This window comes from Vibrio pectenicida, from assembly GCA_024347015.1.
GTDB lineage: Bacteria > Pseudomonadota > Gammaproteobacteria > Enterobacterales > Vibrionaceae > Vibrio > Vibrio pectenicida.
Genome location: AP024889.1, coordinates 206,825 through 233,414, shown reverse-complemented (window position 1 = coordinate 233,414; position 26,590 = coordinate 206,825). Strand labels below are relative to the sequence as shown.

The 26,590-nt window shown below is 40.9% G+C and carries 23 protein-coding genes; 11 read left to right on the top strand and 12 right to left on the bottom strand.

Annotation, left to right across the window (positions count from 1 at the left end; genetic code table 11):
- Positions 1-129: 129 nt before the first annotated feature.
- Entirely contained in the window at positions 130-450 is a 321-nt protein-coding gene (metJ, locus tag OCV27_RS01090) for a met regulon transcriptional regulator MetJ (protein ID WP_125319319.1), read from the bottom strand.
- Between the two features lie 219 nt (positions 451-669).
- On the opposite strand from metJ, the gene OCV27_RS01085 reads away from it, so the two are divergent.
- The 3 genes from OCV27_RS01085 to metF all read left to right on the top strand — a co-directional run bounded on the left by OCV27_RS01085 (position 670) and on the right by metF (position 5,374).
- Entirely contained in the window at positions 670-1,839 is a 1,170-nt protein-coding gene (locus OCV27_RS01085; RefSeq protein WP_125319318.1) for an O-succinylhomoserine (thiol)-lyase, read from the top strand.
- Positions 1,836-4,247, top strand: coding sequence for a bifunctional aspartate kinase/homoserine dehydrogenase II (locus tag OCV27_RS01080; protein ID WP_125319317.1), 2,412 nt, complete (start codon positions 1,836-1,838; stop codon positions 4,245-4,247). The genes OCV27_RS01085 and OCV27_RS01080 overlap by 4 nt, the downstream gene beginning before the upstream one ends.
- A 236-nt stretch (positions 4,248-4,483) precedes the next feature.
- On the top strand, positions 4,484-5,374 hold the full coding sequence (metF, locus tag OCV27_RS01075; RefSeq protein ID WP_125319316.1) for a methylenetetrahydrofolate reductase: 891 nt from the start codon (positions 4,484-4,486) through the stop codon (positions 5,372-5,374).
- Positions 5,375-5,468: 94 nt separating this feature from the next.
- Here metF and zapB read toward each other — a convergent pair whose 3' ends face one another.
- Both zapB and OCV27_RS01065 read right to left on the bottom strand, forming a co-directional pair.
- Positions 5,469-5,711: a cell division protein ZapB gene (gene zapB / locus OCV27_RS01070; RefSeq protein ID WP_125319315.1), complete on the bottom strand. Its 243-nt coding sequence runs from the start codon at positions 5,709-5,711 to the stop codon at positions 5,469-5,471.
- A 351-nt stretch (positions 5,712-6,062) separates the two neighbouring features.
- The gene (locus OCV27_RS01065; protein ID WP_125319314.1) at positions 6,063-6,473 is read right to left on the bottom strand and encodes a hypothetical protein; all 411 of its coding nucleotides are present in this window, start codon (positions 6,471-6,473) and stop codon (positions 6,063-6,065) included.
- 229 nt (positions 6,474-6,702) lie between these two features.
- Here OCV27_RS01065 and glpX point away from each other — a divergent pair, with 229 nt between their 5' ends.
- Positions 6,703-7,710 carry a class II fructose-bisphosphatase gene (glpX, locus tag OCV27_RS01060; protein WP_125319313.1) on the top strand — a complete coding sequence of 336 codons (1,008 nt, stop codon included), beginning with the start codon at positions 6,703-6,705 and terminating at the stop codon, positions 7,708-7,710.
- A 130-nt stretch (positions 7,711-7,840) separates the two neighbouring features.
- On the opposite strand, the gene groL is transcribed toward glpX, so the two are convergent.
- The 7 genes from groL to OCV27_RS01025 all read right to left on the bottom strand — a co-directional run bounded on the left by groL (position 7,841) and on the right by OCV27_RS01025 (position 15,970).
- Entirely contained in the window at positions 7,841-9,487 is a 1,647-nt protein-coding gene (gene groL / locus OCV27_RS01055; RefSeq protein WP_125319273.1) for a chaperonin GroEL, read from the bottom strand.
- An 81-nt stretch (positions 9,488-9,568) separates the two neighbouring features.
- Positions 9,569-9,862: a co-chaperone GroES gene (locus OCV27_RS01050; RefSeq protein WP_125319272.1), complete on the bottom strand. Its 294-nt coding sequence runs from the start codon at positions 9,860-9,862 to the stop codon at positions 9,569-9,571.
- Positions 9,863-10,086: 224 nt separating this feature from the next.
- Positions 10,087-11,223 (bottom strand): Wzz/FepE/Etk N-terminal domain-containing protein, encoded by a 1,137-nt coding sequence (locus OCV27_RS01045; protein ID WP_125319271.1) that lies wholly within the window; start codon positions 11,221-11,223, stop codon positions 10,087-10,089.
- A 125-nt stretch (positions 11,224-11,348) separates the two neighbouring features.
- Positions 11,349-11,684, bottom strand: coding sequence for a DUF3135 domain-containing protein (locus tag OCV27_RS01040; protein ID WP_125319270.1), 336 nt, complete (start codon positions 11,682-11,684; stop codon positions 11,349-11,351).
- Positions 11,685-12,125: 441 nt separating this feature from the next.
- Positions 12,126-14,291: a polysaccharide biosynthesis tyrosine autokinase gene (locus tag OCV27_RS01035; RefSeq protein WP_125319269.1), complete on the bottom strand. Its 2,166-nt coding sequence runs from the start codon at positions 14,289-14,291 to the stop codon at positions 12,126-12,128.
- Between the two features lie 39 nt (positions 14,292-14,330).
- On the bottom strand, positions 14,331-14,771 hold the full coding sequence (locus OCV27_RS01030; protein ID WP_125319268.1) for a low molecular weight protein-tyrosine-phosphatase: 441 nt from the start codon (positions 14,769-14,771) through the stop codon (positions 14,331-14,333).
- A gap of 62 nt (positions 14,772-14,833) precedes the next feature.
- The gene (locus OCV27_RS01025) at positions 14,834-15,970 is read right to left on the bottom strand and encodes a polysaccharide export protein (protein ID WP_125319267.1); all 1,137 of its coding nucleotides are present in this window, start codon (positions 15,968-15,970) and stop codon (positions 14,834-14,836) included.
- Positions 15,971-16,676: 706 nt separating this feature from the next.
- Here OCV27_RS01025 and OCV27_RS01020 point away from each other — a divergent pair.
- The 4 genes from OCV27_RS01020 to OCV27_RS01005 all read left to right on the top strand — a co-directional run bounded on the left by OCV27_RS01020 (position 16,677) and on the right by OCV27_RS01005 (position 20,628).
- On the top strand, positions 16,677-16,928 hold the full coding sequence (locus OCV27_RS01020) for a hypothetical protein (RefSeq protein WP_125322914.1): 252 nt from the start codon (positions 16,677-16,679) through the stop codon (positions 16,926-16,928).
- A 99-nt stretch (positions 16,929-17,027) separates the two neighbouring features.
- On the top strand, positions 17,028-17,684 hold the full coding sequence (locus tag OCV27_RS01015) for a YjbF family lipoprotein (protein WP_125322913.1): 657 nt from the start codon (positions 17,028-17,030) through the stop codon (positions 17,682-17,684).
- 5 nt (positions 17,685-17,689) lie between these two features.
- Positions 17,690-18,421, top strand: a complete 732-nt coding sequence (locus OCV27_RS01010; RefSeq protein ID WP_125322912.1) for a capsule biosynthesis GfcC D2 domain-containing protein — start codon at positions 17,690-17,692, stop codon at positions 18,419-18,421.
- Entirely contained in the window at positions 18,418-20,628 is a 2,211-nt protein-coding gene (locus OCV27_RS01005; protein ID WP_125322911.1) for a YjbH domain-containing protein, read from the top strand. Before OCV27_RS01010 ends, OCV27_RS01005 begins: the two co-directional genes overlap by 4 nt.
- A gap of 34 nt (positions 20,629-20,662) precedes the next feature.
- Here the strand turns inward: OCV27_RS01005 and OCV27_RS01000 are convergent, their stop codons facing one another.
- Positions 20,663-21,082 carry a GNAT family N-acetyltransferase gene (locus tag OCV27_RS01000; protein WP_125322910.1) on the bottom strand — a complete coding sequence of 140 codons (420 nt, stop codon included), beginning with the start codon at positions 21,080-21,082 and terminating at the stop codon, positions 20,663-20,665.
- Positions 21,083-21,141: 59 nt separating this feature from the next.
- Between OCV27_RS01000 and murB the strand changes: the two genes are divergently transcribed.
- From murB to pssA, 3 genes are all read left to right on the top strand, one after another.
- A complete protein-coding gene (murB, locus tag OCV27_RS00995) occupies positions 21,142-22,185 on the top strand; it encodes a UDP-N-acetylmuramate dehydrogenase (protein ID WP_125322909.1) in 1,044 nt (347 codons plus the stop codon).
- A complete protein-coding gene (birA, locus tag OCV27_RS00990; RefSeq protein ID WP_125322915.1) occupies positions 22,185-23,147 on the top strand; it encodes a bifunctional biotin--[acetyl-CoA-carboxylase] ligase/biotin operon repressor BirA in 963 nt (320 codons plus the stop codon). Before murB ends, birA begins: the two co-directional genes overlap by 1 nt.
- Before the next feature lie 109 nt (positions 23,148-23,256).
- Positions 23,257-24,597 carry a CDP-diacylglycerol--serine O-phosphatidyltransferase gene (gene pssA, locus OCV27_RS00985; RefSeq protein ID WP_125322908.1) on the top strand — a complete coding sequence of 447 codons (1,341 nt, stop codon included), beginning with the start codon at positions 23,257-23,259 and terminating at the stop codon, positions 24,595-24,597.
- A gap of 31 nt (positions 24,598-24,628) precedes the next feature.
- Here pssA and OCV27_RS00980 read toward each other — a convergent pair whose 3' ends face one another.
- Positions 24,629-26,569 carry a polysaccharide biosynthesis protein gene (locus OCV27_RS00980; RefSeq protein WP_125322907.1) on the bottom strand — a complete coding sequence of 647 codons (1,941 nt, stop codon included), beginning with the start codon at positions 26,567-26,569 and terminating at the stop codon, positions 24,629-24,631.
- Positions 26,570-26,590: the final 21 nt, after the last annotated feature.

The following is a 26,590-nucleotide window of genomic DNA, read 5'->3' as shown; positions in this document are numbered from 1 at the left end:
CAGCGGTTTTGAATACTAGTCCGTCTTAAGTATTATTGCGTCTGAGTACAACAAAGACAAAACCACGCCAATCGTTAGTAATTACGCAAACCAGTGCCGATATTAATTAGAATAACTCTGGCTAAAGATTTACTCTTCGTCATAGGATTCAAAAGCAATTCCCATCTCAGTCATGAGCTTTTTCACCTCTGCCGGAATATCATCAGGGCGATCTTTTCTTAAATCTTCATCCGTCGGTAATGGCTGGCCTGTATAGGCGTGAAGGAATGCCTCACAAAGCAACTCACTATTGGTCGCATGGCGTAGATTATTAATCTGACGACGAGTACGCTCATCAGTTAAAACCTTTAATACTTTCAATGGGATAGATACTGTTATCTTTTTGACTTGCTCACTTTTCTTCCCATGTTCAGCATACGGGCTAATATACTCACCGTTCCAATCTGCCATTGCGCACCTTTAATGATTGATTATGTATAAAATTATAAGAGGTAATTTTAGCGGGATTTATGTCCATAAGCAAAGATATATAGACGTCTAGATGTATTGACGCCTAAAAAAACTCAAGGTAAAGTAAAAAGAGTTGATTGGAATAACATATCTCTAACATTAATGAAAAGGTATAGTGTTATTTCCAAATAAGTTACTACTGTTCGAAAGGAAACATTTATGAGCCCCCGAAAAGCAGCCACAATAGCAGTTCGTACTGGTATCGAATCGGACACCCAATATCATGCTGTTGTGCCACCAATATACCTCTCAACAAACTTTGGCTTTCCAGCTTTTGGCGAAGTACCGAAATATGACTATACCCGTTCAGGCAATCCAAATCGCGGACTATTAGAACAAACTCTTTCTGAGTTAGAGTCAGGAGAAGGGGCTGTGGTAACTAATTGTGGCACATCAGCACTTAACTTGTGGATCTCAGCTTTTCTTGGGCCAGATGACCTAATCATTGCTCCACATGACTGTTATGGTGGAACATATCGATTATTTAACACCCGCGCTCAAAAAGGTGATTTTAATGTTCTTTTTGTTGATCAGTCGGATGCACAGGCTCTCGATGCTGCCCTTGGACAAAAACCGAAACTTATCTTGCTAGAAACCCCTTCAAACCCACTGGTTCGCGTAGTAGATATCGCCAATGTGTGTGACAAAGCCAGTAAGGTAGGAGCCAAAGTTGGCGTTGATAACACCTTTTTAACGCCTGTATTCCAAAAACCATTAGAGCTAGGGGCTGATTTTGTTATTCACTCCACCACTAAATATATCAATGGTCATTCTGACGTCATTGGCGGGGTAATCATCGCCAAAAACAAGCAGCACTGTGACGACTTAGCATGGTGGGGAAACTGCATAGGGGCAACCGGGACCCCTTTCGATAGTTATATGACATTGCGCGGTATTCGCACTCTTAGCGCAAGAATGAAAGTACACGAAGAAAGTGCAAACCAAATTTTAGACTATCTCAAATCACAATCTTTTGTCGGGCAAATTTATCACCCTAGTCTACCTGAACACCCTGGCCATGAAATCGCCAAAAAACAGCAATCAGGATTTGGTTCCATGCTGAGTTTCGAGTTTTCAGGCAACTTTGATCAACTAAAATACTTCGTAGGCGAGCTGAAGCTGTTTTCGCTCGCAGAATCACTTGGAGGCGTTGAAAGTCTGATTTGCCACCCAGCCTCCATGACACATAGAGCCATGGGAGAAGCGGCTCTTGAAAAGGCAGGAGTCTCTCAACAGCTTTTACGTTTATCTGTTGGTCTGGAAGACGCTGAAGACCTGATTAACGATTTAGAACAAGCATTTAGTAAAACCAAGGAGTCGCTCCTATGAGCCAACAGCGGCAGTTACATAAATTTGGCGGAAGTAGTCTAGCAAATCCAGAATGTTATCGCCGAGTAGCCAACATACTGAAAGAGTATTCTACCCCTAATGATCTGATTGTGGTCTCAGCCGCAGGGAAAACAACTAACCACCTAATCGAATTTTTGGATGCCTTAAATAAAGATGGCCGCCTCGCTCACGAAGTTCTTCAATCCCTGCGCCAATTCCAAATACAGCTCGTCAATGAACTCTTTCAAGACGGGTTACAAGTCAATCTTATTGCAGCTCTCGACGATGAGTTTAGTACTTTAGGTGAGCTCACCGCCCCATTAAACACTGCTCAAAAAGCTTCAGTACTTGGTCATGGTGAAATATGGTCGGCACGTTTGCTCGCCAGCGTACTAAACCAAAATAGTATACAGGCCGTCGCACAGGACTCTCGTGCTTTTCTACGTGCCGAAGCTGCAACACAGCCAGAAGTTAACCGAGGTACTTCCTACCCTTTAATCAAAGAAGTTCTGGCTCAGCACGCTAATCATCGTATCGTGATTACCGGATTTATGGCACAGGATGAACAAGGTCATACTATCTTACTTGGACGTAATGGTTCGGATTATTCAGCAACCGTTATCGGTGGTCTGGCGGAGGTTTCACGAGTTACAATTTGGAGTGATGTTGCTGGTGTATACAGCGCAGATCCTCGCCTTGTTTCCGATGCCTGCCTATTACCCTTGCTACGCCTAGATGAAGCCAATGAACTCGCTCGTTTAGCAGCCCCTGTTCTACATAGCCGCACTCTACAGCCCGTCGCACAAAGTTCAATGGACCTCCACTTACGCTGCAGTTATGACCCAGAAGCTGGTTCGACACGTATTGAGCGAGTGCTTGCTTCAGGGCGAGGAGCTAAAATCATTTCCTCATTAAATGAAGTTCTCTTAATTCAACTTCACTTTTCTTCTGGGCATGATTTTGAACGACTAAAACAAGAAACATTGACAAGCCTTAAGCGTGCTCAACTCGACCCTCTTACCTATGAAGCCCAAGATGATCAACAAACACTGCGCCTAGCCTATACCTCAGAGATTGCTGGTGGCGCTCTAGAGTACCTACAAGATGCGGCTATCGAAGCTGAAATAAAGCTCAAAGAAGGCTTCTCTTTAGTCGCAGCGGTTGGCGCGGGGGTGACAAAAAATGCTAACCATTGCTACGGCTTCTATCAAAAACTCAAATCGGCACCTGTTGAATTTATCGCTGAGTCCCCATCAGGGCTGAGCCTTGTGGCTATATTGCGTAGCACCAACACATCAAACCTAGTCAAAGCCATTCATGGCCAACTCTTCCAAGCACATAAGCGAGTAGGTATAGCCCTGTGTGGCAAAGGAAATATTGGTTCAAGTTGGCTTGATCTATTTGCGAAACAAAAACATAAATTAGAAAAGCGCCATGGTATTAATTTTGAGCTGATTGCCATAGTAGGTAGTCAAAATTACTGGCTCAGCCCAGAAGGCATTGATCCCGCCGATGTCAGTCATCATTATGAAGAGGAAGCAATTGAATATCAGGAAGATGAATGGATTAAAAAACTCGGTGCTATACAAGGTTATGATGACGTAGTCGTACTAGATGTTACCGCAAGTCAGCAGCTTGCACAGTGCTATACTTATATTGCCGAACAAGGGATGCATCTCATATCAGCTAATAAAGTCGCAGGCTCTGCTTCAAGTCAATACTATCATCAAGTTCAAAGTGCATTTGCCAAGATTAATCGTCACTGGTTCTACAATGCAACTGTGGGTGCTGGTCTACCAATTAATCACACCGTCAAAGATCTTCGTGAGAGTGGTGATGATATTCATGCATTATCCGGTATCTTTTCCGGTACGTTATCATGGTTGTTCCAGCAATATGATGGCAGTGTTCCCTTTGCAGAGCTCGTTGATCTTGCTTGGCAGCAAGGCTTAACAGAGCCTGACCCTCGCCATGATCTCGATGGTTCAGATGTGATGCGCAAGCTCGTTATTCTGGCTCGTGAAGCGGGGCTAGAGCTTGAACCTGAGTCAGTCAACGTCGAGAGCCTAGTTCCAGAAGATCTGGCAAGATTAACACTTGATGACTTTCTCGATAGAGGCCAGCTATTAAGTGAAATAATGGCTGAACGGTTAGCAAAGGCACAAAACGAAGATAAAGTACTTCGCTATGTGGCTCGACTGGAGAAAAATGGCTTAGCGACTGTAGGTGTTGAAGCGTTGGATAAAAATCATGCGCTGGCCAATTTATTACCATGCGACAATATCTTTGCTATAGAAAGTAAATGGTATAAAGATAACCCTTTGGTCATTCGAGGACCTGGGGCAGGTAGAGAAGTGACAGCTGGAGCGATACAATCCGATCTCAACTTACTCGCAAGTTTACTTTAATCTTTTAGCGCAGCCATTGGCTGCGCTTTTATTATTCCATTTAGGGGGGGGTGCCGATTTAGATAAAAGCCAGCGGCCTATAATTGAAAAAGACTAATATCTGACTTGAAGAAAATTCATGATCTCATGGTTGACTTTAAATCGTATTCATCACATTCTTTAGACATATAGACGTCTAAACGTCAATTTGAAATTTAGCATTTTGTGGTCATGCTAAACCACACGGAGAAAGTAAAATGGGATACACACACGCTGGCCATATCGATGCCTTAAACCAGAACGTCGCGGAGCTTTCTGACAATATCAATGTGTCATTTGAGTTTTTTCCACCTAGCAGCAAAAAGATGGAAGAGACACTATGGAACTCAGTTCAAAGATTAAAGACGCTACAGCCAAAGTTTGTCTCAGTAACATACGGAGCCAACTCAGGAGAGCGCGACCGTACTCACTCCATAATTAAAGAAATTAAAACTCAAACAGGCTTAGTCGCTGCACCTCACTTAACATGTATCGATGCCTCCAGAGAAGAGCTGATTCACATTGCGGAAGATTACTGGGCCAATGGTATTCAAAGTATCGTCGCTCTGCGAGGTGATATACCACCAGGCGGTGGAAAACCTGATATGTATGCTTGCGATCTCGTTACTCTACTTAAAGAGCGTCATGACTTTGATATCTCTGTCGCAGCATTTCCAGAAGTTCACCCTGAAGCAAAAAGTGCTCAAGCTGATCTTCTAAATTTAAAACGCAAAGTAGAAGCAGGTGCAAATCGCGCAATTACTCAGTTTTTCTTTGATGTCGAAAGCTATTTAAGATTTCGTGATCGGTGTGTCGCAGCAGGAATTGATGTAGAAATCGTGCCGGGAATCCTGCCAGTCTCTAACTTTAAGCAAGCCTCTCGCTTTGCTGCGCAAAACAACGTAAAAGTACCAAGCTGGATGGCTAAACAGTTTGAAGGCTTAGATGATGACCCAACCACCAGGCAGTTAGTAGGCGCAAGCCAAGCAATAGATATGATTCGGATTTTAAGCCGTGAAGGCGTCAAAGATTTTCACTTTTACACACTCAACCGCGCCGAGATGACTTATGCACTTTGTCATACATTAGGTGTAAGGCCTAAGGTATAAGAGAATCAATAGCAATACACAATATTAAGTCATCAATAACGTACATAATAAAAAGGGTTGACCATGGTCAACCCTTTTTATTATACATTCGTCACTATTCGACTTCGTCCATTTTACCTAACAGGTTACGAATACGATCCTGCCAAGCAGAGTGCTCTTGTTGCATTTGTTCCGTCTTCTCTTCCATCTCTTCACGACTCGAACGCAACTCATCAGCCTCTACAGCAAGCTTCTGCTTTTCTTCTTTTAGCTCTTCGACTTCCATCTGCAGAAGTGCAATAGTATCAACTGCGGTTTGTATTTTTGTTTCTAGTTTTTCTAGTACTTCAAAAGACATCTTGGCCTACCTTGTATTATCCGATTATCGTGAAGCGCTATACTCCACCTTATGCTCTCATTCTACTCAGGCAGAGGGTGAGAAACACGCTCTATATTGTATTTTTTACACCATTCGATTAAAAAAACAGCATACCTTGACAATACACTGACGGAGAAGGACTCACCGCACATTTTTTATGTGTTTTTATCATACTTTTATGAAGTTAGATCTAGCTAACTTGCCAATAGTACAACTATACGGGTGAATTACAATATCGGTAAAAGTCAGCTTTATTGAGGTATAAACGGTTAAAACTTCATTTATGTTATAAGGTTCTTAGTACCTGCTGGTTTAATATCCTCATTCAGTCTACTTTTGCAAAGGCTTACATAAACCATGGAAAAGTACATTGGCCGCTAGACTGCCAGTAAAAATATTAACTAACACCAATAATACTTGCGTCAGGCTATGCAGGATATCTCGTGAGAAATGTTGGTTAGACAACCTCATGAACATTTCGATCGCTTCATTACTAGCAAGTAAAATATCTACAGAAGCAAATGTGCCAAGAAAAATTAACCCTAGCGCAGTGGCAATACATTCGCTTCTTTTTTTAGCAAGAGTTAAAGCCCACAGTAATCCACCAATTAGGCTGCTGTAGGCAAACAAAGCAAAAAACGGAAAGAACAAATAAACATCAAACAAGTATGCAGAGCAGAACAACACCACAAAAAGTAAAGCTGTGAAGATAAAAACCTGGCGAAATTGAAATTTTTCCATCACAAAACCTATCTCGATAAATATTACATTCTAAGACTAATTTAAATATCAGTCATTTGCACGCCACAACAAACAGGCAAGGGTTAACAATAGGGTTAGTCTAACATTTCTAGTTTGTGGGGTAATTTCAACTCTTATCTGACATTTTTAGCGCTTTTTTTACCAGATCCAACTATGCTAAAATTCGCTCAGATTACCCTTTTCTGCCCTACTTTTATTTGGAGCAAATATGAAACGTGATTTAGCGATGGCTTTTTCTCGCGTAACAGAAGGCGCAGCCTTAGCTGGTTACAAATGGTTGGGACGCGGTGATAAAAATGCTGCCGATGGTGCAGCCGTTGAAGCCATGCGCATTTTGTTAAACCAAACTGAAATAAATGGTCAGATAGTGATCGGAGAAGGGGAAATCGATGATGCACCCATGCTGTACATCGGCGAAACAGTGGGGCTAGGTGGCGAAGAGATTGATATTGCTGTCGATCCAATTGAAGGCACCCGAATGACAGCAATGGGGCAATCGAATGCATTAGCTGTGTTGGCCGCAGGAGAAAAAGGAAGCTTTCTCAAGGCACCTGATATGTACATGGAAAAACTGGTTGTTGGCCCCGGGGCTAAAGGCTGTATAGACCTCAATAAACCCCTTAAAGAAAATCTGGAAAATGTAGCACAAGCATTACACAAAACTCTCGATAGCTTGGTTGTTATTACCTTAGCCAAACCACGTCACGCAGAGGTTATTGATCAGATGCAATCTATGGGTGTGCGGGTTTTTGCTATACCGGATGGTGATGTTGCAGCATCGATTTTAACCTGTATGCCAGAGAGTGAAGTCGATGTCATGTATGGCATTGGCGGCGCTCCAGAAGGTGTCATTTCTGCCGCTGTGATTCGCTCTCTCGATGGAGATATGCACGGACGTTTACTACCCCGTCATCATGTGAAAGGTGATAGCGAAGAAAACCGCATTTACGGTGCCGATGAGCTAAATCGCTGCAAAGAAATGGGCGTTGAGGCTAACGTAGTCCTGGCTATGGAGGACATGGCTAAAAGTGATAATGTTATTTTTTCCGCCACAGGTATTACTAAGGGAGATCTACTGGAAGGGATCACTCGACAGGGCAATATGGCGACTACAGAAACACTGCTCATAAGAGGAAGATGTCGTACAATCAGGCGCATCAAATCGACCCACTACCTTGAACGAAAAGACCCACAATTAAGAGAAATTGTTTTATAAACAAAAAGATTTCATCTTAGGGTAATGGCTATATTTATAGATTTAATATGTTTATAGATTTACCATGTTTAAAGATATAAAAAAACGGAGACTCAGGTCTCCGTTTTTCATTCAGCTAAGTGATGAGGGCTTACATCATGCCGCCCATACCACCCATTCCGCCCATGCCGCCCATATCAGGCATCGCTGGTGCATCTTTTTGTGGCTTATCAGTCACCATAGCTTCTGTGGTGATCATAAGACCCGCGATAGATGCTGCGAATTGAAGCGCAGAGCGAGTCACTTTAGTTGGGTCTAGGATACCCATCTCTAGCATGTCTCCATATTCACCTGTTGCAGCATTATAACCGTAGCTACCCTCACCGCCTTTGACGTTATTCGCAACGACAGACTCTTCATCACCTGCATTTTGCGTGATTTGGCGAATTGGAGATTCCATTGCACGCAATGCAACACGAATTCCGACATTTTGCTCTTCATTGTCACCTTCAAGGTCAACAATTTTAGAAGCAGCGCGGATAAGTGCTACACCACCACCAGCAACAACACCTTCTTCAACAGCTGCGCGAGTCGCATGCAATGCATCCTCAACGCGGTCTTTCTTCTCTTTCATTTCAACTTCAGTCGCAGCGCCTACTTTGATCACAGCAACACCACCGGCAAGCTTAGCAACACGCTCTTGCAGCTTCTCTTTGTCGTAGTCAGAAGTTGCTTCTTCAACCTGCTGGCGAATTTGAGCAACACGACCTTGGATCATAGCTTCTTCACCTAGACCATCGATGATAGTGGTGTTTTCTTTAGTAATCGCAACACGCTTCGCTTGACCAAGATCTTCTAATACCACTTTCTCTAACTCAAGACCTACTTCTTCAGAGATAACCGTACCGCCAGTTAGGGTAGCGATATCTTGTAGCATAGCTTTACGACGATCACCAAAACCAGGCGCTTTAACTGCAGCAACTTTAACAATACCACGCATGTTGTTGACAACGAGTGTTGCTAACGCTTCACCTTCTACATCTTCCGCAATAATCAGAAGAGGGCGAGAGGCTTTCGCGACTGCTTCAAGAGTAGGAAGCAACTCACGGATGTTTGATATTTTCTTATCAATCAGCAAGATAAATGGATTTTCCAGCTCAACAGAACCAGATTCTTGATTGTTGATGAAGTACGGAGATAGATAACCACGATCGAACTGCATGCCTTCTACTACATCGAGTTCATCTTGAAGAGCTTGGCCTTCTTCAACAGTGATCACGCCATCTAGGCCAACTCGTTCCATTGCTTCAGCAATAATTTTACCTACGCTAGTATCTGAGTTTGCAGAAATAGTACCTACCTGCTCGATTTCTTTGCTGCCTTTACAGTCAACAGAAAGCTCACCAAGCGCTTTCACTGCCGCAATAACAGCTTTATCAATACCACGCTTAAGATCCATTGGGTTCATGCCTGCTGCAACCGCTTTCAAGCCTTCGTTAACAATGGATTGGGCAAGAACCGTCGCAGTAGTAGTACCGTCGCCAGCAGCATCATTTGCTTGAGAAGCGACTTCTTTAACCATTTGTGCACCCATGTTTTGGAACTTATCTTCAAGTTCAATTTCACGAGCTACCGATACACCATCTTTAGTAATAGTTGGTGCACCAAAAGATTTGTCTAGAACAACGTTACGGCCTTTAGGGCCTAGAGTTACTTTTACTGCGTCAGCTAGGACATTGACGCCCTCTAGCATTTTAATACGCGCATCATTACCAAATTTAACGTCTTTAGCAGCCATCTTTAGTTTCCTTTTCTAAAATTCTTTAGTTTTATTCGATTAACAGTTGAATCTGAGTAAAATTACTCAATGATTGCTAGTTTATTGCTCAACGATAGCCATGATGTCACTTTCAGACATAACTAGAACTTCTTTACCGTCGATTTTTTCAGTTTTCGTACCGTAACCCTCAGCGAAAATCACTGTGTCACCTACGTTAACATCGAGAGGCATAACTGTGCCATTCTCTAGAATGCGGCCTTTACCAATAGCCAAAATCACACCGCGAGTTGATTTCTCTGCAGCAGAACCAGTCAAAACAATACCACCTGCTGATTTTGACTCAACTTCTTGGCGTTCTACGATAACTCGGTCGTGTAATGGACGAATGTTCATCGGTCGTCTCTCCTGAGATTTTTATGTTGTTGGATAAATACCTAGTGCGATAACACAAGGCGTCAAAGTCTTGTGTTATCTATATGTGGGATGTCTTGAAGAAATCCAAGGTGGTGAAATAAAAAAATTGTGACTTAGGTTGGATTTAGAGGAAAGAAATGTATCAGTTTAGAAGGTGAGAGGCTGACTTAGAGTGACAACCTCTCTTGATTAACGCTAGCCAATTATTGGGTTTCTTCTTCACTGCGAAACGCAAAACGAACAAGAACGATGGCAATACCAAGCATGCCGCCCAGTAGCGCACCTAACACTGCGATCAACACACGTTTCGGTTTATCACGAGAGAGTGACTTTTCAACATTGTCTAGGAAGCGAAAAGTTTTGAACTGGATAGAGCGATCGACTTCTAACGTTTCTAGCATCGAGAGCTTAGCATTGATTTGTTGGAGACGCGGCTCAACAACATTGAGGTTTTTCACCGACTCTAACGCTTTTATTTTGGCGGCAAGCGCTTTTGCTCCGAAGCCAATACTAAAAATCTCATTGTTATTGATCTGTATAGGCTGATTCACGTCCGCCGCTTTAGCTATATCTAATGCATACTTTGCACGCTCAATTTCAACCATAATCTTATAGGCCGCTTGCGTTTCCAAGATTCTTTTCTGCTGGATTAACTCATCTCGTTTACCACCAACAATGGCTTGCAAATTATTCAGTGATTCTTGCTGTACTTGTTTAGCGATGATGTCAATATAGGCGTTTAACAAGCTAAAGCTACTATCTTTGGTTGCCGCTTGAAAACTTACCTCGTAAGCTGAATTTATTCCTTTCTTGTTTAAAAGTTGTGCTTTCACTTTTCCAAACCAGTCTACATATAAGCGGGACGTGGCGTCATCATCGTCATTGTCATTGTCATTCAACTTAGCTTTAAACGCTTGAAACTCTTGACTCGAATCTAAAAAAACCCTCTTATTGTTGCTCGAATTGAATGCATCAATAAAGCGACTGAAGAGCACCTCGGTATCCACTAGGTCATTCAGTTCTTTGCTAACTAGAACAGTGCCATCTTCTTGATAGATATCAAAAGCAGACTGGAACTGCTTTACTTGCTGCTGGTAAGCTGCAACATCATGAGGTTGAGCCTGAGATATGGTTCCCTCGGATGACCACCACTCTTGGGCAGTTAATGCATAAATTACTGCACTAGCCACAAAGGCAAGCGTTACCACGGCAATAGTAACCTTACCATCCCATAATGCTTTAAACAGCTCCCTCAAATCGATGCTATCACTGTTTTGAAGATGTACAGGAATTTGACGTATAGATGCTTCATTTATTGATGGTTGGTTTATCCCGCTCACACTGAATCCTTTTTCTAAGCCCCGTAAAAATGTGTATTTTAAAGCTCTTAAATTAAGGTTCGCAGTCTACCATAGCTTATGGTGTTGACCAACTTTATAAAGCTAGCAAATCTAATGTGCTCAAGCTAACGCCAATCTGCAAGAGGGATAATTTGTGCACAACTGATCTCTTCAGTTTCAACCGGGTCACCTTCAAGTACATCTTGAAACTTAACCATCTGAGAAACCAGCTCACGCATCAATACCACATTGGCATGATTGGGGTTTTTGCAGTTATCAACCACTCTATCTATATGACTTTGCTGGGCCCAGAGCCTACCCTGCATTTCTTCAGATGCAGACATAATCATCTCTTTACACATTTCATGTTTAAATTGAGCAAAGCCCTCAGGGTTGCTCTCTGCAAGATCGATAAGCTCATCGAAAGAAGGAAGAGTCTGATTAATTAGTGGTGAGTTCATAACGTCCCCAAGAAAATAACAAATCTATCAATTAAAATATAGACGGTATGCTTAGATTGTGCGAACTCGGATTATAGCGAATGGAAGATGATTTTTATGGGGTCAACATAGATAAAACTCTGGGTTAAAAAAAGAGCAATATGTGAACGAGTTACGTCATTCAAAGATAAATATATAGACTAAAGCCATTCTTTGCTTCGAGTTTAGGACTGAATATTTTTCATTATAATAAGAATCATCTACAATCTTTAATATATTTTTAACTATCCATGAAAAAGATATAGGACGACAAAAAAGTACGCTACCGACCTCGGATTAAGATCCCCCAAAAGGCTTATACTCTTACTAGTTTTCATTCATCATATATGTGATAAATTCTTATTATTCAGTTTCATATCTAATTATATAGATTGTCATATAATTAGAATAGATAAATAGTATCTATTTATCACTCATATAAGCATAGTTGTAATATCCATAATCGGAAGAGGCCCTCTTCTCAACAGCATTGAAAATCACTCCTTTCACATTGATCCCTGAATGCTCGAAGCGACTTCTAGCTGCTTCAATCTCTTTGACTGTATTCATGCCAAACCTTGTTACCATTAAAGTAGTACCCGCATGCATACCTACAATGCTTGGATCCGTTACGGCAAGAACCGGAGGCGTGTCTATAATGACTAGATCGTAGTTCTGAGATGCCCAATCAATTAATTCTTTAAACCTCTGATGCATCAGAAGCTCAGAAGGATTTGGTGGTATCCTACCCCGGGTAATAATATCAAGATTATCAAGATGTGTATTTTTTACTATTGACGAGCACTCCAGTGCACCTATCAAGTAATCAGACATACCATTTTCAGCTTTTAAACCAAATGGCAACTGTATGTATCCTTTGCGCATATCTGCATCGACTAATAATACTTTCTGGCCTGTTTTAGCCACAACCACCGCGAAGTTAGTCGATATAAAAGTTTTACCAACATTAGGAGCAGGACCTGAGATCATGAATACATTATTTTTCGCCTCAAGCATTGCGAAGTGCAAACTAGTCCGTAGCCCTCGTAAAGCCTCGATTGATAGATCTAGGGGATTACTTTCCGCTAGGAGCGTTTTTTCTGAAGTATCTTTACTTTTATACTTTCTGGTTTGTTTAGTAATGAAATCTGCTTTCAGTAAGGACTTTGGAATGCTTGCATATACAGACAGTCCAATATTTTCAATATCACTTGGGTTTTCAACACCCCGATCAAACACAGCTTTGAGTAAAATATAAGCAAAGCTTAACATTCCACCGAGTAGTGTTGCCATAACAACAATTAACGCTTTTTGGGGCTTTATGGCTTGCTCAAATGTTTGAGCTTTATCTAATACCCTAACGTTACCTACAGTACCTGCCTTAATAAGGCTTAACTCTTGAACTTTATTTAAAAGCTGAATATACATTTGTTGATTGACCTCAACATCACGAGTCATGCGAAGAATCTCCCGCTGAGTTCTAGGCAGTTTTTGCACTTGACTATTTAAACGCTGCTCTTCTTCAAGTAAAACTTGGCGCTGAACCAAAAGTGATTTGTAGGTAGGGTGATCTGTCGTAAATCGTTGACTAATCTCACTTTCTTTAAATGTCAGCTCATTAAGCTGCGCTTCAAGCTTTACCATCACCTCTAATGTTGATTTAGCTTCCAAACTTAGATCGATTGACTCATTCTCTTGGCGGTAAGTATTTAACTGATTTTCAGCGCTAATCAAGTCACTCTTGATTGAAGGCAGGTGACCTTTTATAAATGCCAAACTTTTCTCAGCTTCTGCAGAATTTCGTTGCACATTTTGCAAAAAGTAATTTTGGCTAATATCATTCAGTAGTGCTTGAATTTTCGATCTATTTTCACCGACAAATGACAGTTCGATGATACCTGTTTGCTTGCCTCGTTCGCTAACAGATAAACCACTTTTTAGCCATGCAATTGCTTCTAACGGACTTGTTTTGCCAGTATGGAAAGTAGTATTATTCATTGCATCTAATTCAGATATAAGCAGCTTATACTCGCCTGATTTAGCCACTTCGCCAACACGGCCCGAGAGAATGATACGGCCATCTTCACTAAATAATTGGTAAGACTGTTTATCAATATCAGTTACCACTATTCGATAAGAAAGTGCTTGATTGTGCTTTGGCACCTCAAACTGACTGACTTCAATACTAGGTTGAAACCCCATCAGGCGAGAAAAACCTTTGCCCACTACAGGAAAATACTCGGGCTTAACAACAGTGGTTAAGTTAAATTTATCAACAGTATTAATCAGTATCATTCGAGACTTGATGATCTCAATCTCAGTGGTCGCTGAGGAATCTTGTGCAAAAAAGTCTCCCATATCGCCAACCATGGCCGAAACACCACCTGAGCTTTTTTGCTCAATTTGAATAAGCGCATCTGCTTTGTAGATAGGTGTGGATAAAAGAGCAAATGCTACACCTGCAATCGCAAAGCTTATAGTTACAAATAGCACTATCCACTTACCATCAATAAGAAGGCCGAATAACTTGCTTAAATCAATCTCATCAGGAGCGGCATCCATGCGCTGCTTAGTCTGCTGTGTGGTCATTATCGATACCGCCCTAAAACCTACATGGAAGTTGAATTACTATAATTTTTTTGCCCAAGCTTGCGCAGCTTGTTCAATAAGCTGATAAGTATAATCAAATACTTCTTTACTTTTTCTATAAGGATCTGGGACATCTTTTTTACCTATCCACTGCCCAAACAGCATGGTCTTTCCACGTACTTCTGGTGCAATAGAAGTCATTAGTTCAATGTGCACTTTTTCCATCACCAATATCAAATCAAATTCAGCGCATACTGCCGAGCTTAACTGCTGTGAGCGATGGCTTGATAAATCTATACCATTTTCTTCGGCCACTAAAATAGCCTTATCATCAGCTGGCTTGCCAACCAGTCGACTCTTTTCTGCCGCCAATCCTGCTGATAAAACATTTGTACTTGGCAATAGCTTCTGCAAAGCTGCCTCACCGATTGGTGAACGACATATGTTTCCAACACACACAACAAGAATATTATTAAACATAAGTATTTATCATCTAAAACATAGAGGCTAAAATTAGCCTCTATAAAGGGTCACATTAATTTCTACGGCCAATTACGTATACGTAATACACCTTCGCTCAAATTATTAAAGCCGTTGATCGTTGGCAAGAACTGCCCTAACACACGATTCCATCGGCTAACTGGAGCTGCTGTAACATAAACGATATCATATGGATTAAGATCAAACTCTGTTCCCACCACTAATGCAGATGCATCTTGCATATTAAGTTGATATACATCAGCCATGCGTTCTGATTTATCATCAGAACTACGAATGACGAACACGCCTGTTGCATCAGCGGACAACTCACTTATCCCACCAGCGCTGCTCAAGGCTTCGGTAAGCGTCATACCAGCTCGATCCATTTTAAGTAGTTTCGGCTCATTGACTTCACCCATAACAAACACTTTTTGATTATCGTTGCGAGGGACATGAATGATATCGCCAGGTTGTAATAATTTATTTTGCATGAGATCCCCTTTCTGCATCAGCCCATACAGGGAAATGTGTTCTTCTACACCTTTTCTAGTCAAGGACACATTGCGCCAATCTGCATTTTCAGAAAGTCCACCTGAAAGATTTATCGCATCGAGCAAAGTCAGTGGGATGTTTGTGATCGGCTGCTGACCCGGCTTTGAAACTTCACCCGTGATATAGGTTTTTTTTGAGCGAAACGTGGCAACATTAACATCCACTTGTGGGCTTTCAATATATTTAGCTAACCGATTAGCAACATCTAAACGAATCTCACCAACTGTTTTGCCTACTACTTCTACAACGCCTATATATGGATAGAAAATCGTACCATCCGCATGAACCCAATTACCCGCCTCTGATGCACTGCGATAAGAACCCGCTGGTATTGTAAGCTCTGGATGATCCCAGATAGTGATGTTTAAAATATCTCCCACACCCACTTGATATTGATATTTGGCTATTTCTACATCAAGATCTGGATTAGATCGAGGGACCAAAATATCCTTTGTCTGATAGCTAGACACCGTTTGAGCAGTGAGCGGGTATAGATTCACGACGTCAGAGATCTCACCACTTTGATTATCAACAGAGTGAGATACTAGATTTTTTTTGCTGGTTGACAAATGAGAGCCAGGAATAGCACAACCAGTTAATAAAGCTGGGATCAACACAATTAAACAACGGTACATTTTAATCTTCATTGCGAACCAAATCGTATAAATAAGAACATGCTGTAAGATTTAGGTGCATTACTAATAGAACACAATGCCATACCAGTTAAGTTAGCAACCGACAACCAGTAACTCAATATAAACTACAGCACACCTTTAGATCTTACTGACATCTATTTTTATTGCACTAAAATAAGATAAAAACTTGAATCGCGCATACTATCTTTATTTATCTTAAATAACAAATAATATATCGGTCATTAAAAGCACTCAATTAATTTAAGCTTAAGTTAAATAATAAAAAATTTAATGTCAATAACATTATTTAGATTACAAATAAAATATCAAAAATGAGAAATAAGATAAAAAAAACCACAATAAACCTAATCTTTCATCACCAGAAGAAAGTAAAAAGCATAAAAAACAGACATATAACAAAAATCCGGGCAAGGGAAATCAAGGTACACTCATACATACATACACACTCAATAATAATGCAAATAAATTAAAAAAATGACATGATTTACCATCAGATCAATTGTTAGTGATGTTTAAAAATACAAAAACAGTCAAGTTAATTGTACTACGAATTCATTATCAACCTTTATTTTGCTAACATTAAATTTATAAACGTAATTCTTTTTACATCTTTGTAAGTATCTCATAGAATTATACTGAGTGTATTCATCAATACATATCACACATTCTTTTATATTTACTTTGGAGGGAATTCACAATGAGAAATGCCGCTCTAGCAATTATTTTTGCTCTTGGTATGTCTACAGATGTATTGGCTGCAGGCGAAGAAGCCACTACTTCATCTAGCTCAACTGGCGGCGCTGCAGGTGCTTCGGCAGCAACGACTGCGGCAACGGGCACAGTAACTGCTACGGCTGTCACTGTTGGTGCTGTAGCAATTACAGCTGTTGCTGTTGCTGCTGCTAACGGCAATGATGGTACTAGCAGTACAGACGGAACAGCAAAATAACCTCTTAGTCTAAAAAATACCCTGATCATATATCTCAGGGTATTTTATTCCCTCCAATAAGACTCACATTATATTTGAGTACAAAACAGTGCAGTTGCTATGAAGCATTTTCGTTTTCTAATTATTTTCCTTTTGACTATTGCTTCCGGCTGTAGCCAATACATAAAAGATACAGGCTCCACAATAAAAGAAGCCTTTACAGGCTTACCTGACACCGTTGTTACTGCAGAAAAGGTAACTTCCCTACCCTACGCAAGTATTTACGCAAGAGTGAATGATGGACCTAGAGTTTTTATGGTTTTGGCCTTTACAGAGCCCAATCCAAACACGGGTAGCATGAGGTTTAAATGGCTGTCATCTGATGGCGCTATGATTGCAACAGAAAATGGCCGTATAGTGAAAACCCTCCTCTTACCAAGCTATAACTTACTTAATTTCAGTGGTTCAAGCCCAAGACACGTATCAGGTTTGGAATCAATGTCTTGGCAAGCGTCCTATGACTGGCAGCCGGGCTACCATTTCAATCAGCAGGCAAGCATTCAATCAAGTGTTATTGGTGAAGAGTTAATCACTTCTCTCATTTGGCAGAAGGAAGCTCAAAAAATCGCAGAGACTGTAACAATTTCAAATACTAATAAAACTTATAAAAATATGTTCTGGATTGACCGACAAGGCATTGTTGTAAAAAGCAAGCAATGGGCCATCCCTGAACACTTAATGATTGAACTCGAAGTTCTCAAACCCTACAAAGGCTAAATACCATGACATCACGTATCCTAGCCACGCTAGCTTTGTTCTTATCCTTCAATACTCTCGCAGCTGCACTTGTTGTTCAAGTTCCCACCAAAAACGTATTATTTGAATACACTAAACCAGTGCGACTAAGTGAAGTTATTCAAGATATTAAAGACCACACCAACGACTATAGTGATGCCTTTTATATCGCCAATCAGCTTTTTGATAAAAACCAACAACAGAAAGCAATCGAATTAAAAACAAGTATTATCACAAGGCTCCATCGGTTAGATGGTCCAAATTCAGTACTTGCCAATACCATGATCAAACAAATCGAAGGCTGGAATATTGGCTATCGATTATTCATCCCCCTAGATCATGATGAAATTCTAATTCAAGACAAGTTTAATCCTATTCTATCAGGTCAATACGAGCTTATATTCCCAAAACGTAACCATGTTGCATACATTGAAGGCTTGGTAGAAACACCTTCCACTGTGGATGTTTCAAACTTCCCATTACTTTATGAAGCGGTTAATACAGTTAAGCGATTGACTGGAGCAAATAACAGTTTTGCTTGGGTTATTTACCCAGATGGACACACATCAAAGCTTGGCTACGCCTATTGGAATAATAACGGTACGCATTTGCCTTCAAACACCTCCGTCTTTGTCGGTTTTAACACCGACTCTACATTTATCAACTCCCTTGAAAAAGACATTGTCAAACTCATCAGCATGAGAAAAGCCAGCCAATGAACAAACGTTGTACTCTTAGCTTTGTTACTCTATTTAGCCTATTTTTATCATCTAACACATGGTCCGAACCGTCTGCTGATTGGAAAGTTTCTCAATCTGACTTTGGTGGCACCGGGTTAATGCAAACACCGACAGGAAGAATGGCCAAAGAAGGTGAGTTTAATGTCGGTATCACGGTCAATAACGATTACCAACACTATATGGTTTCTCTACAGTTAATGGACTGGTTAGAAACCACGCTTCGCTACACCAGAGTACCAGATGTTCTCTTTAGTAATGATGCAAATTATAGTGGGGATAACCTATACACAGACAGGGGCGTTGATTTTAAAATTAAGCTGCTAGATGAAAGCTACTACCTTCCTGAAACTTCTATTGGGGTGAGGGACTTTGCTGGTACGGGACTTTTTGATGGCGAATATCTCGCTGCAACAAAACGCTTTGGCAGTCTAGATTTTACTCTCGGTTTCGGTTGGGGATACCTTGGCCAAAGTGGAACTGTGACTAATCCAGCTTGTAAACTCAGTGATAGTTATTGTACTCGCCAAAGCGATTATAAAGGCAGTGGCGGTGAGTTTGATGTAGAACGATGGTTTAAAGGGCCTTCGGCGATATTCGGCGGTTTAGAATACCAAACACCTTATCAACCTCTGCGCCTTAAAGTTGAGTATGAAGGCAACGACTACTCTGAAGATTTTCCCAATACAAGAAATGCGTCTAAACCTATGGTGCAAAGTACGCCATGGAACTTTGGCATAAATTATCGGCTTGGAGATTGGGGAGATGCCAAAATAAGTTACCAACGCGGTAACACCCTAACTTTTGGCTTTAATCTAAACACTAACTTTAATGATATAAAACCAATCTGGCGTGATGAAGATAAGTTGTACTCCAAAGCCCAATTGCGTCCAACAGAAGAAAATACCGACTGGCAAAGCGTTGCTGGGCAAATTGAACAAAACGCAGGCTATAGCAATAATTTCATTTCCGTAGATAAAAACGTTGTGACACTCAAAGGTGAACAAGTTAAATATAGAGATCGAGTACAAGCGATTGATCGAGCTGCAACTATCCTTACTCACCATGCCAATGAATCTATTCAACTCATCCAAATCGTTGAACAAAAAAATGGTATGGACTTAACTCAAACCAATATAGACAGGAAAGGCTTTGTCGATGCATCCAATTACATTTCTCCAGATGCCAACGTTGAAGATAGCTTACCCTATTTAGAACCTGAAGAGACTCCAAGGGTAAGAATAGCCACCAGTAAAAACAATTGGGATTATGGTATCGACCCAGTATTACAACAAAGTATTGGTGGGCCTGAATCTTTTTATCTCTATAGTATCGGCTTAAGTGCCAAGTCTAATTACTGGCTAACCGATAACTTAGAATTAGGTGGCTCTTTATATTTCAACCTTGTCGATAATTACGACAAGTTCAATTATGTTGAAAATTCTCCTCACGTTAGGAATTACTCTACGCCAAGAGTTAGAACTATGTTCCGTGCCTATGTCGATGACAATCCTGTTAGGTTAGAAAACCTTCAGCTAACTTGGTTTGAGCAACCAATAGAAGAAGTTTACACCCAAATGTATGGCGGCTATTTGGAAATGATGTTTGCCGGCATTGGGGGAGAAACTCTCTACCGACCATTAAATACTAACTGGGCACTTGGAGTTGACCTCAATTTAGTCAGCCAAAGAGACCCAGATTCTTGGCTAGGTGTATATCAAGATGATTACTTCTTCTATGACGAAGCAAAGTGTGATTCTCGAATTCCTTCGTGCCAAGCTTATGTATTGAGTCGTGGTACTACGGGACACGTTACTGGCTACTATATGCCAACTTGGTCTTTCCTTGATAGCACTTTAATAAAAGTCAGTGCTGGTAAGTTCTTAGGAGGCGATGTAGGGGCTAGAATCGATCTTTCCAAGCAATTTGACACGGGTATTATCGTTGGCGCATACGCCACACTGACCAACTTAACCCCTGATGAATATGGTGAAGGAAGTTACAACAAAGGTTTCTACATATCAATCCCATTCGATATACTCACAGTCAAGCCAAGTACCAGCCGTGCGACCATAAGCTGGGAACCACTTACTCGAGATGGTGGGCAAATGTTACGTAAGAAACATTCCCTGTTTGATGAAACAGACGCACGCTCACCTTGGTACCAAAGGCCAAGCTCAGTTAACTAGGAAAATGCATACCTATACGGCTGATGTTCATACATCAGCCGTATTGCATTGCAACCAATGATTTTTTTTGACTGTAACGCTCAAACAATCCCTTGAGAGTATTCGGCAAAGAATCGGAACCAAGCGTGACAAACCCATGCCGCTGATAAAAGCTTTCAAGCTCTGTATAGGCGAAACAAAAGTCCCCACTTTGAAGCACATGCTGCTCACAATACTCCATCAACTTATGACCTAAGCCTTTGCCTCTAAAATCAGGAACAACAAGCATACCTGTCAACAATCGATACCGTTCGATAGCTTTAAAACGAACAATAGAAACAATTTTTCCATCAAAAGATCCGACAATAGTTAACTCGTCTTTCTTAGCCTTACCTGATGGGTAATAAGATTTGTACAAGCGAGAAACGAGGGGGAGTTTTATCGGATCTAATACTTGTATCTGAAATGGACTCATTATCACCAAACTGCAAATTAAGGTAGAATGAAGGCAGTTTAGATTACTCGATAAATCCAATGCAAATTTTAGCCAATGCTGACCTTAGTCGTTTTCATACATTCTCTATAGAGCAAACCTGTCAATACTTAGTGGAAGTGAAAACCGTTGACGATATTAAAGACGTTTATCAAAGTTCAAAATGGTCAGGCTTACCCAAATTAATACTAGGTAAAGGCAGTAATGTATTGTTCACTCAGCCATACCAAGGCGTGGTAGTTGTCAATCAACTGCTTGGAAAAAGCGTTACTGAAACGGATCATCATTGGCACTTGCACATAGCAGGTGGTGAAAACTGGCCTGATTTGGTGAAATGGAGCGTAGAAAAAGGCTACTTTGGACTTGAAAACCTAGCGCTTATACCCGGCTGTGCAGGCAGTGCGCCAATACAAAATATTGGTGCGTACGGAGTTGAATTTAAAGACTTATGTGATTATGTGGAAGTGCTTTGCTTAGACACTTTTACTATCAAGAGACTAAGTGCTCAGCAATGCCAATTTAGCTACCGAGATTCAATTTTCAAACATGAACTCTATAAGCAGGTGATCATAGTCGCTATAGGTATTAAGCTAACAAAAAATTGGCAAGCGAATATTGAATATGGCCCACTACAATCCTTAGCTACTGAGGGGATAACGGCCAAACAAATCTTTGAGCGAGTATGTCAGATTCGTGCAGAAAAACTTCCCGACCCAGTAAAAATAGGCAACGCTGGTAGCTTTTTCAAAAACCCTATCATCTCTGAGCAACACTTAAATCAACTGCAAAAAAAATATCCAGATATCGTCGCCTATGCAATCCCAGAGGGTGTAAAAATTGCGGCTGGCTGGTTGATTGACCAATGCCAACTAAAAGGTATCAGTATTGGAGGCGCCCAGGTCCATCAAAAACAAGCGCTAGTCCTGGTAAATAAGAATAATGCCACCAGCGAAGATGTTGTGGATTTAGCGGCCAAAGTTTATACCGAAGTATTAAAAAAATACCAGATCCCACTTGAACACGAAGTTCGCTTCATAGGCTCACAGGCTGAAACAAACCTTGCTAACTTGATAGAGAAGCAATGATGAAAGACCATTCAATCAAACTTACAATATTGAAATCATTATCTCAAGGTGGATTTCATTCAGGTGAAGAACTTGGTGAAAAACTTGGCATATCAAGGGCTGCAATCAGCAAACATATAAAAGGCATTCAAACTTGGGGGGTCGATATCTTTCGAGTCCAAGGTAAAGGGTATCAACTAGCCAAACCCATGCACTTGCTCAATCACGATATAATACAAACTCAAGCAAGCAATCATATCGAACTCATACCTATTATCGACTCTACCAATCAATACTTACTGGATAGAATCAATATTTTGGACTCTGGCTCCGTCTGCTTGTCTGAATATCAAATCAAAGGGCGCGGTCGACGAGGCAAGGAATGGATTTCCCCTTTTGGATCTAACTTGTATCTATCTATGTATTGGCGACTTGATGCTGGTATAGCTGCCGCAATGGGACTTAGCTTAGTAGTCGGCGTTGCTATAGTTGAAGCGTTAGAACAACTTAATCTCAAAGGCGTTAAGTTAAAATGGCCAAACGACCTCTACTACCAAGACCGTAAACTAGCAGGTATTTTAGTAGAGATGTCTGGACAAGCGGGAAGCGCAGCTAATCTTGTTATCGGTATGGGGCTCAACTTGATGATGACTGAGAAAACTGAAGGTATCACACAACCTTGGGCGAGCTTATCTGAAGTAGCAGGCAAACAGGAAATTGACCGCAACCAACTGGCGATAACCATGATCCAAACACTCAATAAAGCTTTACTTGATTACGAACTACAGGGCATGCAGGGGTTTGTAGAAAGATGGAATCGTTTAGATAACTTCATCCATCGTCCAGTTAGACTCATCATGGGCCAAAGGGACATTATTGGTATATCACATGGCATTAATGAACAAGGTGCAGTGTTACTTGAAACAGAAAATGGACTCGAAACTTACATTGGTGGTGAGATTAGCTTACGTCCTCACCACTGAATAGCAAGTTTTACAGTTGTGCAGCTAGAACTAAGAGCTGACCGCTAGGAACTACTAATACATTTTGCTACTATCCTCGTCCATTTTAAGTAAAGGCACTTAGTCCAACATGATGACTCAAAGGAATTTATTCGAACAACTTCCTACTTTGGCTCAAGATCCAACCCAACTGGAAACACTATTTTCAGCTAAAGACTTTCGAACTCGCTTAATTGAAGCGATTCGTCAGGCAAGTAAACGGATTTACCTTGTTGCACTTTACTTAGAAGATGATGAAGCAGGAAGAGAAATCTTAACCGAACTTTACCAAGCCAAACAAAATAACCCGGGACTTGAAATTAAAGTTTGTGTCGATTGGCATAGAGCACAGAGAGGGTTAATTGGCGCAGAACCTGGTGAAACCAATGCAACTATGTATAAAAATTTCGCTACGCAATACACTCATCAAATCCCTGTATTTGGCGTTCCAGTTAGAGGACGAGAAGTCTTTGGTGTATTGCATTTAAAAGGCTTTATCATTGATGACAAGGTTATCTATAGTGGCGCGAGTTTAAATAACATCTATCTACATTACCAAGAACGTTATCGCTTTGATCGTTATCAAGTGCTGCATAATAAAACACTTGCCAATACTATGGTCAGCTTCATTGAAAAAGAAATGATTGAGCATCCTGCCGTTCATGATCTAGCTTCGCCCACTCAACCCAGCACTAAGCAAATTAGAGTTCAAATACGTCAATTAAGAGCATCATTGGCCAAAGCGAGTTATCAGTACCCAACACAAACCATTTCGCGAGATCAAGTTGCATTAACACCTCTTGTTGGAGTGGGAAAAAAACGCAATAAGCTTAATCAGACAATAAATCAATTACTTGCAAAAGCAAAAGAAGAAATTTTCATCTGCACACCGTATTTTAACTTTCCACGTAGTATCGCCAGAGAAGTGAGAAAAGCGATCAGACGCGGAGTAAAAGTGACTATTGTCGTGGGTGATAAGACTGCTAATGATTTTTACATCTCCCCCGAAGAAGAATTTAAAACCATTGGTGGGCTACCCTACCTGTATGAACGCAATTTGCGCCTATTCGCTAAAGCAAATGAAGCGCATATAGCCAGTCGAAAACTATCTATTCATTTATGGAAACACGATAACAACAGTTTTCACCTCAAAGGAGTTTGGGTTGATAAGCGCTATATGCTGATCACTGGCAGTAACTTGAACCCAAGAGCTTGGAGTTTGGATCTAGAAAATGCCATTCTCATCCAAGATAAGCATTACCACCTCAAAGCACAATTTGAAAAAGAAGCAGAAAATATTCTTCAGAGCACTCAACTTATCTGTACCTACAGGCAGCTAGAGAAAGCTGAAGATTACCCAGAAGCCGCCCAAAAACTGATTCGCAAGATTACTCGTGTTAAAGCGGACAGGGTACTGAAGCAGATTTTGTAGACAATATAACCTCATTTGAGGCTATATTATTTCAGTGAATAACCGTATCTAAAGACTCATCTTTAAGAGTATGTGACTTTTTCCAAACAAGATCACCAATACCATCTGTAGGAGTAAATTCCGTCGGTGCTTCAATTAGCAGCTTCCTTATTTTTTCATGTTCAAAGTTGTGGCACGCACCATCAAGTGAATCTAGCAGTATGTCATATTCATCCATTGGCAAGTACCTTTCATTCGCCGTCATAATCCGTGGGTGTTCGGTTTGAGATACATTATCTCCAATTAGAAGCTCCTCAAAAAGCTTCTCTCCGGGACGAAGGCCGGAAAATTCAATCTCAATATCTCCATAAGGGTTGTTCTCATCTTTCAATTCTAACCCTGATAGCTGAATTAGGTTAACTGCCAAATCTGCAATTTTAACTGGCTCTCCCATATTAAGTACAAAAACATCACCGCCTTTCCCCATTGCTCCCGCCTGAATCACTAATTGAGCAGCCTCTGGAATGGTCATAAAGTAACGAATGATATCGGGATGGGTAACTGTCACAGGGCCACCACATGCAATTTGCTTTTTAAATAAAGGGATCACTGAGCCAGAAGAGCCTAAAACATTACCAAAACGAACCATGCAAAAACGGGTACTATTTTCTTTGTTCCCTTCCTGCTCCGCTAAAGCTTGCAAACCAAGCTCAGCCATTCGCTTGGTTGTTCCCATAATATTTGTCGGCCTGACCGCCTTATCTGTTGATATTAATACAAATGATTCAACGCCAGCTTCTATCGCCGCCTTAGCCGTGTAATATGTGCCGAACACATTATTTCGTACTCCTTCAACAACATTATACTCAACCAGAGGAACATGTTTATATGCAGCAGCATGATATACTGTATTAACGCCAAAGCTTTTCATCACAGTAGTCAGGCGGTTTAATGCTTGAACAGAGCCAAGTAGAGGAATCACTTCTACATCTATTTTTTCATTCTCTAATAAACCTGATAGTTCTCTGTCAATTTGATAAAGCGCAAACTCGGATAGCTCATATAAGACAAGAGTTTTTGGCTTCTGACGAATGATTTGCCGGCAAAGTTCAGAACCAATAGAGCCTCCAGCTCCAGTGACCATTACTACCTTGCTCTTGATATTGGATTCTATTAAACACTGCTCTGGTTCAACAGAATCTCTACCTAACAAGTCCTCTATCTCTACGTCTTTTAGTTCGTCGATTTTAGCCTTACCTTCGACAATATCTTTCATATCCGGAACAGTAAGTACCTCAGCAGAAAGGTGGACCAGCGAATCAAGAATCTCCTTGCGTCTTGCACGTGATGCACTAGGCACAGCAAGTAATATTTGGCTAACGGAGTGCTTAGTAATCAATACCTCGGCCTTATTAACCCCCGTAACTTTAAGTCCCAGAATAATGGTATTATTTAGAATTCTGTCTTCATCTATAAAACCGATAACTTTGTGAGTCTCTGAAGATCGTAAAGCGAGGGCTAGTTGCCTACCAGCAGCACCAGCTCCATAAATCAACACCCTCTTCATTCCCTTCCCATTAGATTGCATAACTAAGACCCGAACTATTAATCGAGACCCGCCACACAATAAGCACAGAAAAGATCCATAAATGATTGGGACAGAACGAGGCACTGGAGCATCAAAGTAAAAAGCTAAAACGGAAATAGAAACTGCTGAAATGACAGTGCCTATGCTAACAACAGCTAGAGCGTGAAATGTAAGAAATCTGAGGATTGCTCGATATAGCCCAAGTCTGGTAAAGGCAAGAACTGTTACTAGCAAGGTTCCAATTACTACGTACCAGGTCAAGTAACTTTCAAAGGGTGTCACATTCCCGATACGACTCCAATAAGCAGCATAAAAAGAAGCAACAACGAAAAAAGCGTCAATAGCAATACTTATTAAACGCTTATAAGCCCTAGGTAAATTCCAAATGTGGTTTAGACTAGCCATACTATACTCTTTTTATTGCTT

What these genes read in the sequence shown, in the direction of transcription:
- metJ (WP_125319319.1), bottom strand. Translation starts at nt 450, where the DNA reads ATGGCAGATTGGAACGGTGAGTATATTAGCCCGTATGCTGAACATGGG.
- OCV27_RS01085 (WP_125319318.1), top strand. Translation starts at nt 670, where the DNA reads ATGAGCCCCCGAAAAGCAGCCACAATAGCAGTTCGTACTGGTATCGAA.
- OCV27_RS01080 (WP_125319317.1), top strand. Translation starts at nt 1,836, where the DNA reads ATGAGCCAACAGCGGCAGTTACATAAATTTGGCGGAAGTAGTCTAGCA.
- metF (WP_125319316.1), top strand. Translation starts at nt 4,484, where the DNA reads ATGGGATACACACACGCTGGCCATATCGATGCCTTAAACCAGAACGTC.
- zapB (WP_125319315.1), bottom strand. Translation starts at nt 5,711, where the DNA reads ATGTCTTTTGAAGTACTAGAAAAACTAGAAACAAAAATACAAACCGCA.
- OCV27_RS01065 (WP_125319314.1), bottom strand. Translation starts at nt 6,473, where the DNA reads ATGGAAAAATTTCAATTTCGCCAGGTTTTTATCTTCACAGCTTTACTT.
- glpX (WP_125319313.1), top strand. Translation starts at nt 6,703, where the DNA reads ATGAAACGTGATTTAGCGATGGCTTTTTCTCGCGTAACAGAAGGCGCA.
- groL (WP_125319273.1), bottom strand. Translation starts at nt 9,487, where the DNA reads ATGGCTGCTAAAGACGTTAAATTTGGTAATGATGCGCGTATTAAAATG.
- OCV27_RS01050 (WP_125319272.1), bottom strand. Translation starts at nt 9,862, where the DNA reads ATGAACATTCGTCCATTACACGACCGAGTTATCGTAGAACGCCAAGAA.
- OCV27_RS01040 (WP_125319270.1), bottom strand. Translation starts at nt 11,684, where the DNA reads ATGAACTCACCACTAATTAATCAGACTCTTCCTTCTTTCGATGAGCTT.
- OCV27_RS01035 (WP_125319269.1), bottom strand. Translation starts at nt 14,291, where the DNA reads ATGACCACACAGCAGACTAAGCAGCGCATGGATGCCGCTCCTGATGAG.
- OCV27_RS01030 (WP_125319268.1), bottom strand. Translation starts at nt 14,771, where the DNA reads ATGTTTAATAATATTCTTGTTGTGTGTGTTGGAAACATATGTCGTTCA.
- OCV27_RS01025 (WP_125319267.1), bottom strand. Translation starts at nt 15,970, where the DNA reads ATGAAGATTAAAATGTACCGTTGTTTAATTGTGTTGATCCCAGCTTTA.
- OCV27_RS01020 (WP_125322914.1), top strand. Translation starts at nt 16,677, where the DNA reads ATGAGAAATGCCGCTCTAGCAATTATTTTTGCTCTTGGTATGTCTACA.
- OCV27_RS01015 (WP_125322913.1), top strand. Translation starts at nt 17,028, where the DNA reads ATGAAGCATTTTCGTTTTCTAATTATTTTCCTTTTGACTATTGCTTCC.
- OCV27_RS01010 (WP_125322912.1), top strand. Translation starts at nt 17,690, where the DNA reads ATGACATCACGTATCCTAGCCACGCTAGCTTTGTTCTTATCCTTCAAT.
- OCV27_RS01005 (WP_125322911.1), top strand. Translation starts at nt 18,418, where the DNA reads ATGAACAAACGTTGTACTCTTAGCTTTGTTACTCTATTTAGCCTATTT.
- OCV27_RS01000 (WP_125322910.1), bottom strand. Translation starts at nt 21,082, where the DNA reads ATGAGTCCATTTCAGATACAAGTATTAGATCCGATAAAACTCCCCCTC.
- murB (WP_125322909.1), top strand. Translation starts at nt 21,142, where the DNA reads ATGCAAATTTTAGCCAATGCTGACCTTAGTCGTTTTCATACATTCTCT.
- birA (WP_125322915.1), top strand. Translation starts at nt 22,185, where the DNA reads ATGAAAGACCATTCAATCAAACTTACAATATTGAAATCATTATCTCAA.
- pssA (WP_125322908.1), top strand. Translation starts at nt 23,257, where the DNA reads ATGATGACTCAAAGGAATTTATTCGAACAACTTCCTACTTTGGCTCAA.
- OCV27_RS00980 (WP_125322907.1), bottom strand. Translation starts at nt 26,569, where the DNA reads ATGGCTAGTCTAAACCACATTTGGAATTTACCTAGGGCTTATAAGCGT.